General features: G+C 60.8%; 14 protein-coding genes, 2 tRNA genes and 1 riboswitch. Of the genes, 12 read left to right on the top strand and 4 right to left on the bottom strand.

Annotation, left to right across the window (positions count from 1 at the left end; all coding sequences use genetic code 11):
* Nucleotides 1-14: 14 nt before the first annotated feature.
* Nucleotides 15-91, bottom strand: a tRNA-Pro gene (locus ACOQOT_RS04475).
* 109 nt (nt 92-200) lie between these two features.
* Between ACOQOT_RS04475 and ACOQOT_RS04470 the strand changes: the two genes are divergently transcribed.
* Nucleotides 201-275: transfer RNA gene (locus ACOQOT_RS04470), tRNA-Gln, on the top strand.
* Between the two features lie 72 nt (nt 276-347).
* Here ACOQOT_RS04470 and ACOQOT_RS04465 read toward each other — a convergent pair.
* Nucleotides 348-767 (bottom strand): nuclear transport factor 2 family protein, encoded by a 420-nt coding sequence (locus tag ACOQOT_RS04465; protein WP_420561174.1) that lies wholly within the window; start codon nt 765-767, stop codon nt 348-350.
* The gene (locus ACOQOT_RS04460; RefSeq protein ID WP_420561173.1) at nt 757-2,016 is read right to left on the bottom strand and encodes a cytochrome P450; all 1,260 of its coding nucleotides are present in this window, start codon (nt 2,014-2,016) and stop codon (nt 757-759) included. Before ACOQOT_RS04460 ends, ACOQOT_RS04465 begins: the two co-directional genes overlap by 11 nt.
* A 140-nt stretch (nt 2,017-2,156) precedes the next feature.
* Here ACOQOT_RS04460 and ACOQOT_RS04455 point away from each other — a divergent pair, with 140 nt between their 5' ends.
* The 7 genes from ACOQOT_RS04455 to ACOQOT_RS04425 all read left to right on the top strand — a co-directional run bounded on the left by ACOQOT_RS04455 (nt 2,157) and on the right by ACOQOT_RS04425 (nt 10,174).
* Nucleotides 2,157-2,720 carry a MarR family winged helix-turn-helix transcriptional regulator gene (locus tag ACOQOT_RS04455; protein ID WP_420561172.1) on the top strand — a complete coding sequence of 188 codons (564 nt, stop codon included), beginning with the start codon at nt 2,157-2,159 and terminating at the stop codon, nt 2,718-2,720.
* Nucleotides 2,721-2,801: 81 nt separating this feature from the next.
* Complete coding sequence (locus tag ACOQOT_RS04450) at nt 2,802-4,304, top strand: SLC13 family permease (RefSeq protein ID WP_420561171.1); 1,503 nt, start codon at nt 2,802-2,804, stop codon at nt 4,302-4,304.
* A gap of 315 nt (nt 4,305-4,619) precedes the next feature.
* Nucleotides 4,620-5,357, top strand: a complete 738-nt coding sequence (locus ACOQOT_RS04445; RefSeq protein ID WP_420561170.1) for a helix-turn-helix transcriptional regulator — start codon at nt 4,620-4,622, stop codon at nt 5,355-5,357.
* A 117-nt stretch (nt 5,358-5,474) separates the two neighbouring features.
* Complete coding sequence (locus tag ACOQOT_RS04440) at nt 5,475-6,107, top strand: acyl-homoserine-lactone synthase (RefSeq protein ID WP_420561169.1); 633 nt, start codon at nt 5,475-5,477, stop codon at nt 6,105-6,107.
* Complete coding sequence (locus tag ACOQOT_RS04435; protein ID WP_420561168.1) at nt 6,104-6,352, top strand: hypothetical protein; 249 nt, start codon at nt 6,104-6,106, stop codon at nt 6,350-6,352. Before ACOQOT_RS04440 ends, ACOQOT_RS04435 begins: the two co-directional genes overlap by 4 nt.
* Before the next feature lie 95 nt (nt 6,353-6,447).
* A riboswitch (cobalamin riboswitch) is annotated at nt 6,448-6,654 on the top strand.
* A 183-nt stretch (nt 6,655-6,837) separates the two neighbouring features.
* Nucleotides 6,838-8,799, top strand: coding sequence for a TonB-dependent receptor plug domain-containing protein (locus ACOQOT_RS04430; protein WP_420561167.1), 1,962 nt, complete (start codon nt 6,838-6,840; stop codon nt 8,797-8,799).
* Between the two features lie 226 nt (nt 8,800-9,025).
* The gene (locus tag ACOQOT_RS04425; RefSeq protein ID WP_420561166.1) at nt 9,026-10,174 is read left to right on the top strand and encodes a ferritin-like domain-containing protein; all 1,149 of its coding nucleotides are present in this window, start codon (nt 9,026-9,028) and stop codon (nt 10,172-10,174) included.
* A 151-nt stretch (nt 10,175-10,325) separates the two neighbouring features.
* Here the strand turns inward: ACOQOT_RS04425 and ACOQOT_RS04420 are convergent, their stop codons facing one another.
* Nucleotides 10,326-11,198, bottom strand: a complete 873-nt coding sequence (locus ACOQOT_RS04420) for an enoyl-CoA hydratase (RefSeq protein WP_420561165.1) — start codon at nt 11,196-11,198, stop codon at nt 10,326-10,328.
* 135 nt (nt 11,199-11,333) lie between these two features.
* Between ACOQOT_RS04420 and ACOQOT_RS04415 the strand changes: the two genes are divergently transcribed.
* From ACOQOT_RS04415 to ACOQOT_RS04400, 4 genes are all read left to right on the top strand, one after another.
* Nucleotides 11,334-12,143 carry an enoyl-CoA hydratase/isomerase family protein gene (locus ACOQOT_RS04415; protein ID WP_420561164.1) on the top strand — a complete coding sequence of 270 codons (810 nt, stop codon included), beginning with the start codon at nt 11,334-11,336 and terminating at the stop codon, nt 12,141-12,143.
* Between the two features lie 100 nt (nt 12,144-12,243).
* The gene (locus tag ACOQOT_RS04410) at nt 12,244-13,485 is read left to right on the top strand and encodes a pyridoxal phosphate-dependent decarboxylase family protein (RefSeq protein ID WP_420561163.1); all 1,242 of its coding nucleotides are present in this window, start codon (nt 12,244-12,246) and stop codon (nt 13,483-13,485) included.
* A gap of 255 nt (nt 13,486-13,740) precedes the next feature.
* On the top strand, nt 13,741-13,926 hold the full coding sequence (locus tag ACOQOT_RS04405; protein ID WP_420561162.1) for a hypothetical protein: 186 nt from the start codon (nt 13,741-13,743) through the stop codon (nt 13,924-13,926).
* 210 nt (nt 13,927-14,136) lie between these two features.
* Nucleotides 14,137-14,442: a hypothetical protein gene (locus tag ACOQOT_RS04400; RefSeq protein WP_420561161.1), complete on the top strand. Its 306-nt coding sequence runs from the start codon at nt 14,137-14,139 to the stop codon at nt 14,440-14,442.
* The last annotated feature ends 46 nt before the right edge of the window (nt 14,443-14,488 follow it).

Raw genomic sequence — 14,488 nt, 5'->3', positions numbered from 1 at the left:
GTCTAGGGAAAGACTGGTCGGAGCGGCAGGATTTGAACCTGCGACCCCCTCGTCCCGAACGAGGTGCGCTACCAGGCTGCGCTACGCTCCGCCTTGTTGAGGGCGCGTTATACAGGGGCACGGGCGGGCCTGCAAGGGGGGAAATACCGTTGCAGAAGCCCAATTCACTCGCTATGTTCCGGCCACTTAATGAGCGGTCTTGGGGCGTAGCCAAGCGGTAAGGCAGCGGTTTTTGGTACCGCCATGCGCAGGTTCGAATCCTGCCGCCCCAGCCAACCGCCCGCAGCCCTGGCTCAGTTCCCCGGCTTACTTCCCTAGCTTCGGCGCGCCCCTGCAAATATCCCCAATCACGAAAAGGCGGCGACCGCCTCTGCCGTATTCATGAAATCGCGGAACCGCGTCCATTTCGCTCCGTCCAGGTCGATGACATGGACGAAATCCGAACGGATGTCCCGGCCTGTGGCGCGGGCGGTCAAGTGCAGGCGTCCGGTGACGATGACCTTCTTGCCCGATGCGATGAACTCCTCCGGCTCGAAGATGTGAATGTCGACGGAGCTGAGCACCGTTTCGAAGAACCTCGCGCATTCCTCCCGGCCCTGATAGGTGCCGGCATAAGGGATGACAGAGGGTCCGTAGAACTCGATGCGCGGGTCCCCGGCAAGATAGGTCATGATGCGCGGCACGTCCCCCTCGCCAAAGGCGGCAAAAAGGGCCTGCGTCGCCTCCAGGTTCCGGCTTTCCTCACCGGTCAGCGCCTCAGCTTGCATGGGCCTTCTCCTTTTCTTTCGGTGTCAGATGCAAGGTCAGCCCATCGAAGCCGTGATTGAGAAGCGAGGTGCGCTGGGGCACGGGCGCGCCGGCAAGGCTGATATCCTCCATCTGGTTCACCATGGCTGAAACAAGCGCGCGGGCTTCCATCCGCGCCAGCGCCGAGCCGAGACAGTGGTGAATACCCACCCCGAAGGTGAGCTGCTTGTTGAGATTGGGCCGGGAAATATCGAACCGCGCCGGTTCCTCGAACATCGCCGGATCATGATTGGCCGCAGCAAAGAAGAGCGCCACCCAGTCGCCTTCCTTGATTTTCTTGCCGCCGATTTCCGCGTCCTTCAGCGCAATGCGGAAAAGGCGTTGCGGCGGCCCGCTATGGCGCAGGGTCTCTTCGATGAAAGGCGTGATGAGACTTTCATCGGCGGCAAGGCGCGCGCGCAGCTCCGGCATGGCGGCAAGGTTGTAAAGCAGATTGCCGAGGAGAAACGAGGTGGTCTCGGAACCCGCCACGACCAGCGTAATGCAGAAGCGCGTGACCTCATCGAGGCTGAGTTTCTCGCCTTCCATATCCGCTTTCAAAAGCGCGCTGATCAAGCTGTCGGGGATCTCTTCACCCGCTTCGAGCTTGGCATGGAGCGATTGCACCCGCTCGGCGAAATAACCGGCCAATTCCAGATTGCTGGCCGCCCGCTCTTCGGGGCTGAGATCGGCGGAGAGCATGAAGGCTGTCGCCCAGCCTCTGAAGCGCTCGACGATTTCCACCGGCAGGCCGAGCAGGTCCACCATCACCCGGGCGGGAATATGGGCCGCAAGCGTCGAGATCATCTCCCGCTCGCCCGCGCCAAGTTCGGCCACCGCCTTTTCGACGACGCGCGCCACCCCCGGCTCCAGCGCTTCGACACGCTTGCGCGAGAACGCCAGATTGACGATGCCGCGCAGGCGGTCATGGTCCGGGTTGTCGTGATTGACGAGCATAAGCGTCGGCGCCGACGACTGCTCCTGCAACGGATCGCGTGATGAAAAAGTGCGGTGATCGCGCGCGGCGGCAGCCACATGCTCATAATCGAGCAGCACCCAGGCAGTTACCGGCTCATCGGCATCGGGCACCGTGCCCGGCGGATAATCCTTGTAGCCATGAAGCGGGGCATGGGGCCGCAGTTTTTCATAAAGCCCGTAAGGGGCGGCAATCGTGTCGCCTTCCGGCAAGGCCGCCAGAAGCGCGGCGGGATCGCTCGTTGCATTTTCCATATCGTCCTCCTCCCTTAAGACGGTACCATTGATTCAATAAATTGTTTCTTTTGTAAACAATTAATAAAGGTGACGAATGGCGCGCAGCCGCTAGAATGGCCGCGCGAAGCAGGCAAGCGGCGGCGGAAAAGGCGGCAAGTATGGGTAAAGAGAGCAAAATTTCAGGCACGGGCGGCAAAGCGGCGGGGCCCGCCCCCAAGGCAAAAAAACCGGGCGGGCGAAAAGGCGGGTCAAAGGGGGAGACGAAAGGAGCCGCGCTGCAATTCCTCGAATATTACTATCCGATCCATTACAAGGCCGGGATCGCGCTGGAAGATGCCTTGCGCGGCGGCACACTGAGCCGCCATCAGGTCGCGATCCTCTGGCTCATTCATTCCGAAGGCCGGGACGGCCGGGCGATGAACCGTAAGGCCATCGAACGCTCGCTTTCGGCCTGGTTCGAAATTTCGGGCGCCGCCATCACCAAGGCCCTGCGCGCCATGGCGCAGCCGCCTCTCTCGCTGGTGCGGCTGGAAGAAGACCCGCGCTCGGGGCGGGAAAAGATCGTCACACTGACCGCGAAAGGCGAGGCGCATCTGGAAAAGATGATCGGAAGCGGCGAAGCCTATGTGCAGCGGATCATCGACAATATGAGCGAGGAGGAAATCGTGCAGGGGCTGCATTTCTTCCGCCGCATTTCCGAAATCGTCGATACGCTGCGCTGAGATCTACAACTTATCCCCGTTTCCGCCTTCCCGCATTATGCTGGCGAAAGACCAACCAATCCGAGAGCTGCACCATTCGCCATGCCGCAACCGCACGACCCACAGCACTGCGCCCCCGAAAAGCCTGAGGGAAATTCAGGCTGGGTTTCACACGCCGGACTGATCGCCGGGCCGCTTGCAGCGCTTGCCCTTTTTCTTCTGCCGGCGCCGGAGGGGCTTGAGGCCGCAGGCTGGGCCACCGCCGCCATCGCGCTTTGGATGGCGATCTGGTGGGTGAGCGAGGCGGTGCCCCTTGCCGCCACAGCGCTTTTGCCGCTCGCCGCTTTTCCCCTTCTCGGTGTCGCGCCCATTTCCATGGCCGCCGCGCCTTATGCCAACCCCATCATCTTTCTCTTTCTCGGCGGCTTTTGGATGGCGCTTGCCATGCAGCGGGCGGGCCTGCACCGGCGCATTGCGCTCGCCATCATCGCCCGGGCCGGCGGGCGGCCCCGTCTTCTCATCGCCGGGGTCATGGTGGCCACAGCTTTCCTTTCCATGTGGGTGAGCAATACGGCGACCGCGATGATGATGCTGCCCATCGCGCTTTCCCTCATCGAAGGGGCAAAAAAAGAAGGCGAGGCGCAAAGCGCGGGGCGCAGCGCCTATGCCAGAGCCATGATGCTCGGCATTGCTTATGCCGCCTCCATCGGCGGGCTCGGCACGCTCGTGGGCTCTCCGCCGAATGCGCTGGCGGCCGGCTATCTCAGCCAGAGCCACGGGATCGAGATCGGCTTTGCCGATTGGATGGCGGTCGGCGTGCCCGCCGTGCTGGTGCTTCTGCCGCTTGCCTGGCTGACGCTCACCCGGTTTGCCTTTGCCGTGCCCGCCCATGAAGAGGAAACGGGTGCGAGCGAAAACACCGCGCTGATCGGTGAGATGCGCCGCGCGCTCGGCACCATGCGGCCTGCGGAAAAGCGGGTGGGCGCGGTGATCGCCCTCATTGCCTTTCTTTGGATCACGCATCCCTGGCTCAGCCTCTTTTTGCCGCTGGATGGCATTTCGGATGCGGGCATTGCGATCGCCGGGGCGCTGGCGCTTTTTCTTCTGCCGAGCGGTGAGCGGGGAGAGGACGGCGAGCGGACACGCCTGCTCGATTGGGACTGGGCGAAGAAAGCGCCCTGGGACATTCTCATTCTCTTCGGCGGCGGGCTGAGCCTCGCCCAGGCGATGGACGGCACCGGCCTTGCCGCCTGGATCGGGGCGCAGCTCACAGGCGCGGCCCTGCTTGGCCCGCTCGTGCTGATGGGCGCGGTGGTGGTGCTCATCATTTTCCTGACCGAACTGACCAGCAACACGGCCACGGCCTCCGCCTTTCTGCCGATCACCGGCGCGCTCGCGCTTACCGCGGGCCTTACGCCGGAAGCCCTTGCCCTGCCCGCCGCTATGGCCGCCTCCTGCGCCTTCATGCTGCCGGTTGCCACACCGCCCAATGCCATCGTCTTCGGCTCCGGGCATATCGGCATGCAGGGCATGATGCGCGCCGGGCTGCGGCTTAATCTCATCGGCATTGCCGTCTTGACACTCGGCACCTGGCTCATGCTTTGACCCGCTATACCTGGACGGCCTTACTCGGATAGCTATGCCACTTAAAGCGCGCGGGGAAACACACCTGCACGCAACCTAAAGATGAATGCCGTCACCAACTCGTGAAGATCGGCGCGAATTCTTTGGTTTAACGAGAGCATTATTTCACTTTGTGCCGGATTATTGCACCTGCTCACAATTCGGCTGTGCTGCTTTGGTTCTTTTCTTCCCCTTTCATTTCATTTGCTGATAATCTTGTCAGTGTGTGCAGTCCGCCGCCGCTCCGGCAACAGCGGCAGACGGATTGTTGGGGCACAGCGTAACGCAGGGGCACTAATGGGGCTGTCTTTCGCGGAGTTTGTCGAGCGTATCCAGCAGTCGGAAGATAGCGCATCGGCATTCGACATCTGGCTGGCGGGCTTGAACGATTTGGGCCTGAACCACGCGATCCTCGGCTATGTGCTGCCCGGGCGCGACCCGACGCGCGATCAGTATTTCGCCACCAATTACAAAACCGAATGGCTGAACCACTATGAAGAGCAGGGCTACGCGCAAGCGGACCTGACCTTGCAGCAGGCCGGCCAGGGCTCCGGCCCCTTCTCCTGGCAAAGGCTGCTCGAGCGCCACGAGCTCAGCCCATTCCAGCGCCGCTTTTACGGCGAAGCAGCCGATCTCGGCCTCAAGCAGGGTATTTCCTCCGCGCTTGTAAGCGCGCCCGGCATCAGCGCCGTTTATTCCGTTGCCTCCGACGAGCCGGATGTGGACTGCGAGCGGGTGCTGGCGGAAGTTCATGCCCGCACCGCCTTGCTGCATAAAGTCTTCATGGACCATCTGGCCGTGGAAATGGCCCCCGCCCAGCCGCTCACCCCGCGCGAGCAGGAAGTACTGACGCAATGGGCACGGGGCAAGACCGCTTGGGAGATTTCCCAGCTTCTCAGCGTTTCCCAGGAAACGGTGAAGTTCCATCTGAAGAACTGCTACACGAAGCTCGGCGCCTATGGCCGCATCGCCATCGTCAAAGCGCTCTATCTCGGGCTCATCACCATCGATCCGGAAGACATTCAGTTTCTCTGACCTTCCGTAACTCCTTGATATATAATCCGATTTCCAAGACCTACCCTTAAGGGGAGGTGCGGGTCCGCGCGCCCTCATGAAAGCCTTTCTCCATCAACACGGAGAGAGAGGCCCCCCATGAAAGTCGATCACTTCACCATCCTCACCGCGCATCATTTCGGCAACGCTTTCGATTCGATGCTGCGTTTGCGCCACAAGGTTTTCGTCGAGCGGGCGGGCTGGGTCATTCCCAATCTCAACCACCGCGAAGCGGACCAGTTCGACCATCCGCTCTGGACCCATTACTTCACGATTCGTGACGACAATCAGGCCGTGCGGGCCTGCGGGCGCATGGTGCGCACCGATCATCCTTACATGCTCGAAGCGCTCTGGCCGGAGCTTGCACATGGCCATGAGCTGCCGAAAAGCGCGCGCGTGGCCGAAGGCAGCCGCATGTGCGTCGACCCCGATCTGCCGAAAGGCGCGCATACCTATCACCATGCCCTGTGCACGCTGGCCGGCATGGAATGGGCCTGGGCGCACGGCATCGAGCATTTCGTTTTCGTCACTTATCCCTCCAAGGCCCGGGCGCTCGAACAGCTCGGCCTCAAACCCACCATTTACGGGCCGGCCATCCGCATCGGCGAGGAAGAGTTTCTCGCCGGGCATTACTCCACGGCGCCTTCCTCCTCGCAGCGCATTCGCGATGTGTTCGGCATCGAAGGTTCCGTGATCGACATCCACGAGTATGAAGAAGAGGTAGCAGCGTGAGCGTTCAAACCAAACCGAAACACGAAGAAGGCGCCTTGCCGCAAAACGCGGACGCGCATATCGAAGGGCTCGTCAAAGCCGTGCTTTACCTGGTGCGCTCCGGCGCCGGCCATGCCCATGACGAACGGGTGGAGACATTGCACGGCGCGCTGCTCGACGTGATTGCCGAGCATGTTCTCAAAAACCCGCAATGCCCAGCGGAGATGTCCTTGACCGCCCTGCCCGTCTCGACGCGGCGGCACTGAGAAGAAGACGCACAGGATTGAGCGAGGGGAAGCGGCGTGAGAGCGCTGCTTCCCTTCCGTTTTTTTGCGCTTTTGACAATTTGCAGCGCGCCCCTATACTCGCGCCGCGATCCGGTCCCGGATATCCGGGATAAAAGGGAACAAGGTGACGCCCGCTTCATACGGGCCATTCCTTGGCTGCCCCCGCAACTGTAAGCGGCGAGATCGGTTCCACTCACGTCACTGGGGCATCCGCCCTGGGAAGACCGGAACCGTTTTATGACCCGCAAGCCAGGAGACCTGCCGCATCGCGCGTCATCTGCCGCTGGCCGGGGTGTGCCATCGGAGCGGATCTTCCGTCGGTGACGCGGCCTTGGCATGCGGCGCGGCGGGCACTTCCCCCTCCCCATGCACGAAGCCGCGCGCGCCTTCCGGCTTTCCGTTCCCTCATCCCGTCCCTCGGCACCCTGCGGTCGGGCGGACCGTTTTATGAGGGGACTGGACTAATGGTTCATTTCAATGAGGCGCGCCGCACAGCGGCGCTATTGGGCAGCACGGCCCTTTTCACGACACTCCTTACCGGCCTTGCGCATGCGGACCGGCAGATCATCGCGCCGGAGATTCTGGTTACCGCCCCTTCGGGCCCTGCACCCATCGAGCAGGTCGGCTCTTCCGTCAGCGTCATCACCGCCGATGATATCGATCGGCGGCAATACCGCACAGTGGGCGAAGCGCTGCAAGGCGTGCCGGGGCTTCACATCGTGCAATCGGGCTCGAAAGGCTCCGTCACCAGCGTCTTTTCGCGCGGCGGCAATTCCAACCACACGCTTGTGCTTTTGAACGGGATCGAGATTAACGATCCGGGTGCCCCGGCGGGCGCTTTCGACTTTTCCACGCTGACGACAGAAAATGTCGAGCGCATCGAGGTCATCCGCGGGCCGCAGAGCGGGCTTTACGGCAGCGCGGCGCTGGGCGGCGTCATCAACATCATCACGAAAAAGGGCGAAGGCGCGCTGCGCACCAGCGTGCGGGCGGAACTCGGCTCGCTCGGCACGTTCAACACCGCGGCCCTGGCAGACGGCTCTTATGCAGGCATCGGCTATGCGCTCTCGCTCTCGCGCCAGGCAACGGACGGCAATGACATCACGCCGCAACATCTGCGCGGCGGTTTTGCCGAAGAAGAAGACGGTAACGAGAACACGGCCCTCAGCCTGCAGCTCGATACGGATTTGAGCAACACGCTCTCAGCCTTCACCTTCGGCCAATATATCAATTCCAATACGGATACGGACAATTCCCTGCCGCAGGATTTCAACGCCGTTGCCAAGAACCAGGAGATTTTCCTGAGCGGCGGGCTGAAAGGGAATTTCTATGGCGGCGCTTACCGGCCCGTTCTCACGCTTGCCTATACCGATTATACGCGCGTCATCATCGACCATCCGGATGCGGCAAACCTCAACACCAACCAGGAATCGACGAATGAAGGCACGCGCACCGTCGCCAAGCTGGAAAACTTCGTCACGCTCGGCAATCACACACTGAACCTTGCCGGTGAATACAAATACGAAGAGCTGGAAGCACGGGGTTTTCGCGATTTCGGCTTCGGCTTCGTGCAGCAACTGCGCTCCGAGGCGGATGAATACACCACCTCGTTCTGGCTGAGCGACCGGGTGAGCTTCGGCGAGCGCTTCTTTGCCTCGGCAAGCGTGCGCTATGACAATCCGGAAAATTTCGACGATGAAGTCACCTACACGCTGACGCCGGGTTACTATCATCCCGAAACCGATACGCGGCTGACGGCAAGCTACGGCACGGGCTTCAAAGTACCTTCGCTCTTCGAGCGCTATGGCTTTACGCCGAATTCCTTCGGCAATGCCTTCCGCGGCAATCCCAATCTCGAGCCGGAGGAAAGCGAAGGCTGGGAAGTCGGTCTCGAGCAGGGCTTCCTTGACGGGCGCATTCAAACGGGTATCACCTATTTCGATACCGATTATGAAAACGCTATCATCACGGTCTTCCTGCCTTCGTTCGATTCCACGACAACGAATGTGAACGAGTTCAACGCGCATGGGATCGAAAGCTTTGTCGATGTGGAAATCAGCGACACACTGTCGGCCCGCGCCGATTACACCTTCACCGTCGTCGATACTCAGCCTCTGCGCGGCGGACAGAGCCGGCGCCCGCGCCACAAAGTGCATGGCACGCTCGACTGGCAGGCGATGGAAGATGCCCGCCTCGGGCTCGCCGTTACCTGGGTCGATCTTTACCGGGATGTGGACCGGGTGAGCGGCGGTCTCATCGAAGGCGACAATTACACTGTGGTCGATCTGACGGGCTCGAAAGATATCGGCCCGCATTTCCAGGTTTTCGGCCGGGTGAACAACGCTTTCGACGCCGAATACGAGCCTGCAGACGGGTTCGCGGCGCCGGGCCGGGAATTTCTGATGGGGGTGAAAGTAACGTTCTGATCCTCTTTCCGGAGTAATGAGCGGAGAGAAAATCCGCAGAAACAGGCGACTTTTCGGGTTCTGCTCATAAGAACCCCTCGCAGCGGGGCCGGCGTTTTCAGCGCCGGCCCTTTTCTTTGATCCAGATCAAAGACCAAAAATGACGCAGGCGTCATGATTTTTTCAGGTTGAGGCACACCAAAAGCACCCACAGACCCTGAGCCTCGCAGACCGGAGGAGATTATTGATGACGCAGGCAGTACCCCACAAAGAAGCCGCTGGTCAGATCACGAAGGACAATATCTACAACACCGTAGAGCCGACCGATTTCGCCGCCATGATGGATTGCGAGCGCTATCTCGATCGTACCAGTGCCTTCGACAAGATCATCTCGGCAACCCACGACCATTTCTGGGACCCGAACGACGCGCGCTATATCGACTTTAGCGAGCCCTTCGATATCGAAAACGAATATATGGTCGACCCGACCATGACGGTGGGCTATGGCACCGCCGTCTGGGACAAGCTCGATGAAAAAGGCCGGGTGAAACTGACGAACCTGGAAACCCATTGGAGCCTGTCGAACATTCTGCACGGCGAACAGGGCGCGCTCGCCTTGTCGGCAAGCCTTTGCCACATTCTGCGCGATCCGGGCGCACAGGAATATGCCGCCAACCAGGCGCGCGAAGAAGCCCGTCACGTCACCGCCTTCACCAACATCGTGAAAGCCCGTTTCGGCCGTCCGATGGCTTGCGGCCCGGTGCTGCGCGATGTGCTGACGGAGCTCGTGACGTCGAAATTCGCATGGAAGAAGATCGTCGGCATGCAGCTCCTGGTCGAAGGTCTTGCCATGGGCGCCTTTGCGACCTTCTACAACAAGGGCCGCGACCCGCTGATCGTGCGTCTCGCGCAGCTTGCGATGACGGACGAAGCCTTCCACCACAAGTTCGGCAAGATCTGGGCGGACCGCACGGTGCCGAAACTCTCCAAGGAAGAGCATAACAAGATCGAAGACTGGGCCTGGGAAGTCTTCCAGACGCTGCTCTTCAACATCGGCGCCCCCTCGCAGAAACAGCATATCTACGAGCAGGTCGGCCTCGACTGGGAATGGGTGCAGGGCGCCTTCATGGAAGGCATGACGGACGAGAAAATCCGCACCAACATGCAGGAATCGGCAAACATCTTCCGCGTGCTGGTGAAGACCCTGGCCATGACCGGCATCATCACCGAGCGCACCGCCGGTAATTACGCCGCTTATATCGACATGAAAGTTCTGCATGCCGAAAGCGACGAAATGGTGGGCGATGCGATCGCGGCGGCGGGGATCGCCAAGCTCAAGGAAATCAACCGCAAGAACGAAGCGTTGATCCAGCTCTCAGGCACCGCCGCCGACTAAGACCCGAAGAGCCTGCCTACCAAGGCTCTCCTCCCGGCGGTTGGTCCTCCAGCCTTCCGCCTCTCTGCCCGGCCGCTTCTTCGAAAGAAGAAGCGGCCATTTTTATGATTCTTGGCGCTCCTTGCAAAAGGAGCGCCCATTTTTATGGCACTCAGCGTCCCGTAAAGTTCGCCGCACGCTTTTCCACGAAATGCGCGACGCCTTCCTTGAAGTCTGCGCTCTTAAAGCTCGCCTGCATTTCCTTATCGGCCATGTCGGTCGACTGATTGAAATCCTGAAAGAGCGACTTATAGACCTGCCGCTTCATCACCGCCATGGAGCGCGGGGAAACGTTTGCGGCCATATGGCGGGCATAGGCCGTGACCTCTTCCATGAACTCATCTGCAGGAAAAGCCTGATTGACGAGGCCGAGGCGGGCCGCTTCCCTGCCGTCGATCTTGCGCGCGGACATGAGAAGGTCGAGCGCATGGGCCGAGCCGATGAGGCGCGGCAGCAGCCAGGCAATGCCGTGCTCGGCGACAAGGCCGCGCTGGGCAAAAGAAGTGGTGAACTTCGCCTCTTCACTCGCAAAACGCAGATCGCAGAAGAGCGAGACCACCAGGCCGAGCCCCGCGCAGGCGCCGTTGATCGCGCCGATGATGGGTTTGGGGCATTCGAAAAGATAGCCGAAGCGGCCATGGAAATGCTCGATCACAGAGGGCCCGTGATCATAGGAAAGGTCCACCGCTTCTTCTTCCTCTTTGCTGACGATGTTGCGCCGTCCGCCTTCCGGCTCGATGGATTGCAGAAGGTTCATATCGGCGCCCGCGCAAAAGCCGCGCCCGGCACCGGTCAGCACGATGACGCGCACCTTGTCGTCCTTCACCGCCGCGCCCACCGCGCGCTTGACGCCTTTTTCCATTTCGCCTGTCCAGGCATTGAGCTTGTCGGGCCGGTTCAGCGTGATAAGGCCGATACCGTCTTTCACCTCATAGCTCATATGCGCCGCTTCGCCGGGCGCCTCTGCTCTTACCGCTTCCGACATCGTTATCCTCCCTCTCATTCTTCCTGGCTGGCCTTCCTGCCGGCCCTTGCTGCTGCAATCTCCTATTGCTGCTAGACTAGCCGCCAAACGCGCCGATCAAAAGCACCGGCCAAAAGGACCGGAATGGGAGGAAAAATGGCCAGCTCTTTTCAGGAGATTATCGTCGAAACGCCCGCGCCCCGCGTCACCCGCATCACGCTGAACCGGCCGCAGGCGATGAACGCCTATACGACGCGGCTCTGCGAGGAACTGGTGGAAGCGCTCGACGCTTATCTGCGCGATGACGAGCAGCGCGCGCTTATTCTGACCGGCGCAGGGAAAGGGTTTTGCTCGGGCGGCGATGTGAGCGGCGCGGACGAAGAGCACGGCGCACTGATGAAGGCGCAGCTTTCCCACGGGCGGGAAATGCGCGACGGAATGCATAAAGTCATTCTGGCGCTTTCACGCCTCGACAAGCCGGTGATCGCGGCAGTGAATGGAGCGGCGGTGGCCGGCGGGCTGACGCTTGCCCTTTCCTGCGACATGCGCATCGGGGCACAAAGCGCAAAGCTCGGCGATACGAGCGGGCGGTTCGGGCTTCTGCCGGATGAAGGGGGCGCCTGGCTTTTTCCGCGCGCCATGGGCCTCGACCGGGCTTTGAAGATGACGCTGCTTGCCGAAACCTATAGCGCGGAGGAAGCCCTCGCGCTCGGCCTTTTGACGGAAGTCGTACCGGATGCAGACGTGCAGGCCCGCGCGCTGGCGCTTGCCGAAACGCTCGCCAAACGCGCGCCGCTTGCCGTGCGCCTTGCCAAATCCATGATGCTGCGCGGGCGGGACATGAGCCTTGAACAATCGCTCGGCGATGCGGCGCTTTCGGTGATGATCGCCAATCCTTCCAAGGACGTTCGCGAAGGTGTGAAGGCATTTTTCGAGAAACGGGAGCCCGAATTCAAAGGCGAATAGTCTAGAAATAACCTGGGAAATTGACGCCAGCGTCATGATCGGGTCTGCTAGGCAAAACCTTTAAGGCAGGCCGCCTGAAACGGCCAAGAGGGAGGACAAGATGAGCGTGACAATGCCGGAAAAAGGCCGCGCCTGGGACGAGCTGAAAAAAGAAATGGAAGAGCGCGGCGCCCATGACGCCAAATGGCGCGAGGGCAAAACCGCCGTCTATGTCTTCAATGCCGGGCCCGAGGTCGCCAAAGTCCAAAAAGAAGCCTACACGATGTATATGTCCGAGAATGGCCTCGGACCGCTTGCCTTCCCCAGCCTCAAGCAGATGGAAGAGGAAGTCATTTCCATGGCCCTTTCGCTTCTGCACGGGCCGGAGGGGGCAACGGGCGCGATCACCTCGGGCGGCACCGATTCCATCACCATGGCGCTGAAGACGGCACGCGATTATGCCCGCGCGAGCGGACGGGCGAAGACGAAAGCCAATATCGTGCTGCCCCGCTCGGCGCATCCCGCCTTTGAAAAAGCCGCGCATATGATGGATATCGAAGTGCGGCGCGTTGCGATCAACGAGACGAGCTACGAAGCCGATCCGGCGGCGATGAAGAAAGTCATCGATGCGGACACCGTGATGATGGTGGGCTCGGCCCCCAACTTCCCCCACGGCATTATCGATCCCATTGCGGAGCTCGGGAAAGTCGCCGCCGAAAAAGGCGTCTGGCTGCATGTGGATGCCTGTGTGGGCGGTTATTTCGCGCCCTTCGCGCGGATGAACGGGGTGGACGTGCCGCCCTTCGATTTCGAAGTGCCGGCGGTTCATTCCATGTCGGCGGACCTTCACAAATACGGCTATGCGGCCAAGGGCGCCTCGAGCGTGCTGTTCCGCTCCGCCGAGCTTTACCAATATATGCCGTTCGACACGGATGACTGGTCGGGCGCGCGCATGATCACGCCGACCCTGGCCGGTACCCGCCCCGGCGGGGCCATCGCTGCGGCCTGGGCGGTAATGAATTTCCTCGGCGTCGAGGGTTATAGGGAAAAGCAGGGCGCGGTCTGCGCCACGCGGGCGAAAATCCAGGAAGGGGTCAAAAAACTCGGTTTCGAGATTCTGGGCGATCCCAAACTCGGGCTTTTGGCCTTCCGCCACCCGGAAGTCGATGCCTATGCGCTGTGGGGCAAACTGCTGGAACGGGGCTGGTTTACCTCCATCACCACCGAGCCGCCCTCCCTCCATCTGATGCTCTCCCCCTTCCATGCGGAAGTGGCGGACCAGTATCTTGCCGATATCGAAGCCGGGATGGCGGAAATCCGGGCCGGGAATGCCGGGGAGAAGCGCGAAGCGCGTTACAGCTAACTCCCTTATTTTTCAATCACTTACGAACCCCGGCCAGGCTTGCCCCTGCCGGGGCTTCGCTTTTGTGACCCTGCCTTCTCATTCTTTCATGTTGCGTTGCAAAATTTTTACACCCGGACTCTTGATTTATTGTGCAGCGCACCATAAATTGACGATTAACAGGGCGTTAGCCTTGTTGGCCTTGCGGAAACCGGCATCTCCTCCCCCGCCCTTCCGCAAGGATCATTCGAAACCTCTGGCTCCGAGAGAGACATCATGGCTGCCACCGATAAAATCAATTCTTCGGAAGTTTTCCATCCCAGCGACATTAGCTATGGCATTCGCATGGCGTATCAGGGGATGAAAGCGTGGCGCGTGTCCGACGTTGTGACGGCTCTGGGTTATACCGCTGTCGGCGTCTATACGGTCGCGATGATCGCGAATATCGCCACGGTCTACTAAGACACGGCCTTTTGGCCCGAAAATGTGGGCGGCGCGGCTTTCCGCGCCGCTTTGCTGTTTGGGGGCCCTTTTACGGCAAACACAGTTCCGTTATTGGCGCGCGATTGACGCGCGCCGGCCCTCCTCCTGCCCGCGCCTACCATTGTCTTGCCACAAAGAAGCGCTTATCTCTTTTAAAGTTGAAACCCTAAAGGCAGGCTGGCGCTCCCCGTGTTCCGCACTTTCATGATCGCACTCGGATGGAGCCTTTTCGTGCCCGGCCTTGTGCTGACCCCGCTGCCGCCGCCTTTCGCCTTCGGCCTCTTCATGATGATGCCGGGGCTGGTGATCCTGCTGATTTATTCTTCTTCCGTGCGGCGGACGCTGCGCAAGGCGCGGCGGCGCTATCACTGGCTCAATATCAGCGTCATCATGCTGGAAAAGCGCGCGCCCGGGAAAATGGGCCGCATCCTGCGCACCACCCGCCCGAAGCGCAAACCCCTCAGCCCCGTCGCCGATAGCGACATCGCGGCCTGAGCGTCCATCTTTTCTGCAAATTTATCTTCCCCATCGGCCCTTGCGC

The sequence above is a fragment of the Tepidicaulis sp. genome (assembly GCF_965222285.1).
In the GTDB taxonomy this organism is placed as follows: Bacteria; Pseudomonadota; Alphaproteobacteria; order Parvibaculales; family Parvibaculaceae; genus Tepidicaulis.
Note: the sequence above shows the minus strand (reverse complement) of the source record. Positions and strands in the feature narration are given on the sequence as shown.

Excerpts from the sequence above, each read along its gene's own strand:
- ACOQOT_RS04465 (WP_420561174.1), bottom strand. The coding sequence starts at position 767 with ATGCAAGCTGAGGCGCTGACCGGTGAGGAAAGCCGGAACCTGGAGGCG.
- ACOQOT_RS04460 (WP_420561173.1), bottom strand. The coding sequence starts at position 2,016 with ATGGAAAATGCAACGAGCGATCCCGCCGCGCTTCTGGCGGCCTTGCCG.
- ACOQOT_RS04455 (WP_420561172.1), top strand. The coding sequence starts at position 2,157 with ATGGGTAAAGAGAGCAAAATTTCAGGCACGGGCGGCAAAGCGGCGGGG.
- ACOQOT_RS04450 (WP_420561171.1), top strand. The coding sequence starts at position 2,802 with ATGCCGCAACCGCACGACCCACAGCACTGCGCCCCCGAAAAGCCTGAG.
- ACOQOT_RS04445 (WP_420561170.1), top strand. The coding sequence starts at position 4,620 with ATGGGGCTGTCTTTCGCGGAGTTTGTCGAGCGTATCCAGCAGTCGGAA.
- ACOQOT_RS04440 (WP_420561169.1), top strand. The coding sequence starts at position 5,475 with ATGAAAGTCGATCACTTCACCATCCTCACCGCGCATCATTTCGGCAAC.
- ACOQOT_RS04430 (WP_420561167.1), top strand. The coding sequence starts at position 6,838 with ATGGTTCATTTCAATGAGGCGCGCCGCACAGCGGCGCTATTGGGCAGC.
- ACOQOT_RS04425 (WP_420561166.1), top strand. The coding sequence starts at position 9,026 with ATGACGCAGGCAGTACCCCACAAAGAAGCCGCTGGTCAGATCACGAAG.
- ACOQOT_RS04420 (WP_420561165.1), bottom strand. The coding sequence starts at position 11,198 with ATGTCGGAAGCGGTAAGAGCAGAGGCGCCCGGCGAAGCGGCGCATATG.
- ACOQOT_RS04415 (WP_420561164.1), top strand. The coding sequence starts at position 11,334 with ATGGCCAGCTCTTTTCAGGAGATTATCGTCGAAACGCCCGCGCCCCGC.
- ACOQOT_RS04410 (WP_420561163.1), top strand. The coding sequence starts at position 12,244 with ATGAGCGTGACAATGCCGGAAAAAGGCCGCGCCTGGGACGAGCTGAAA.
- ACOQOT_RS04405 (WP_420561162.1), top strand. The coding sequence starts at position 13,741 with ATGGCTGCCACCGATAAAATCAATTCTTCGGAAGTTTTCCATCCCAGC.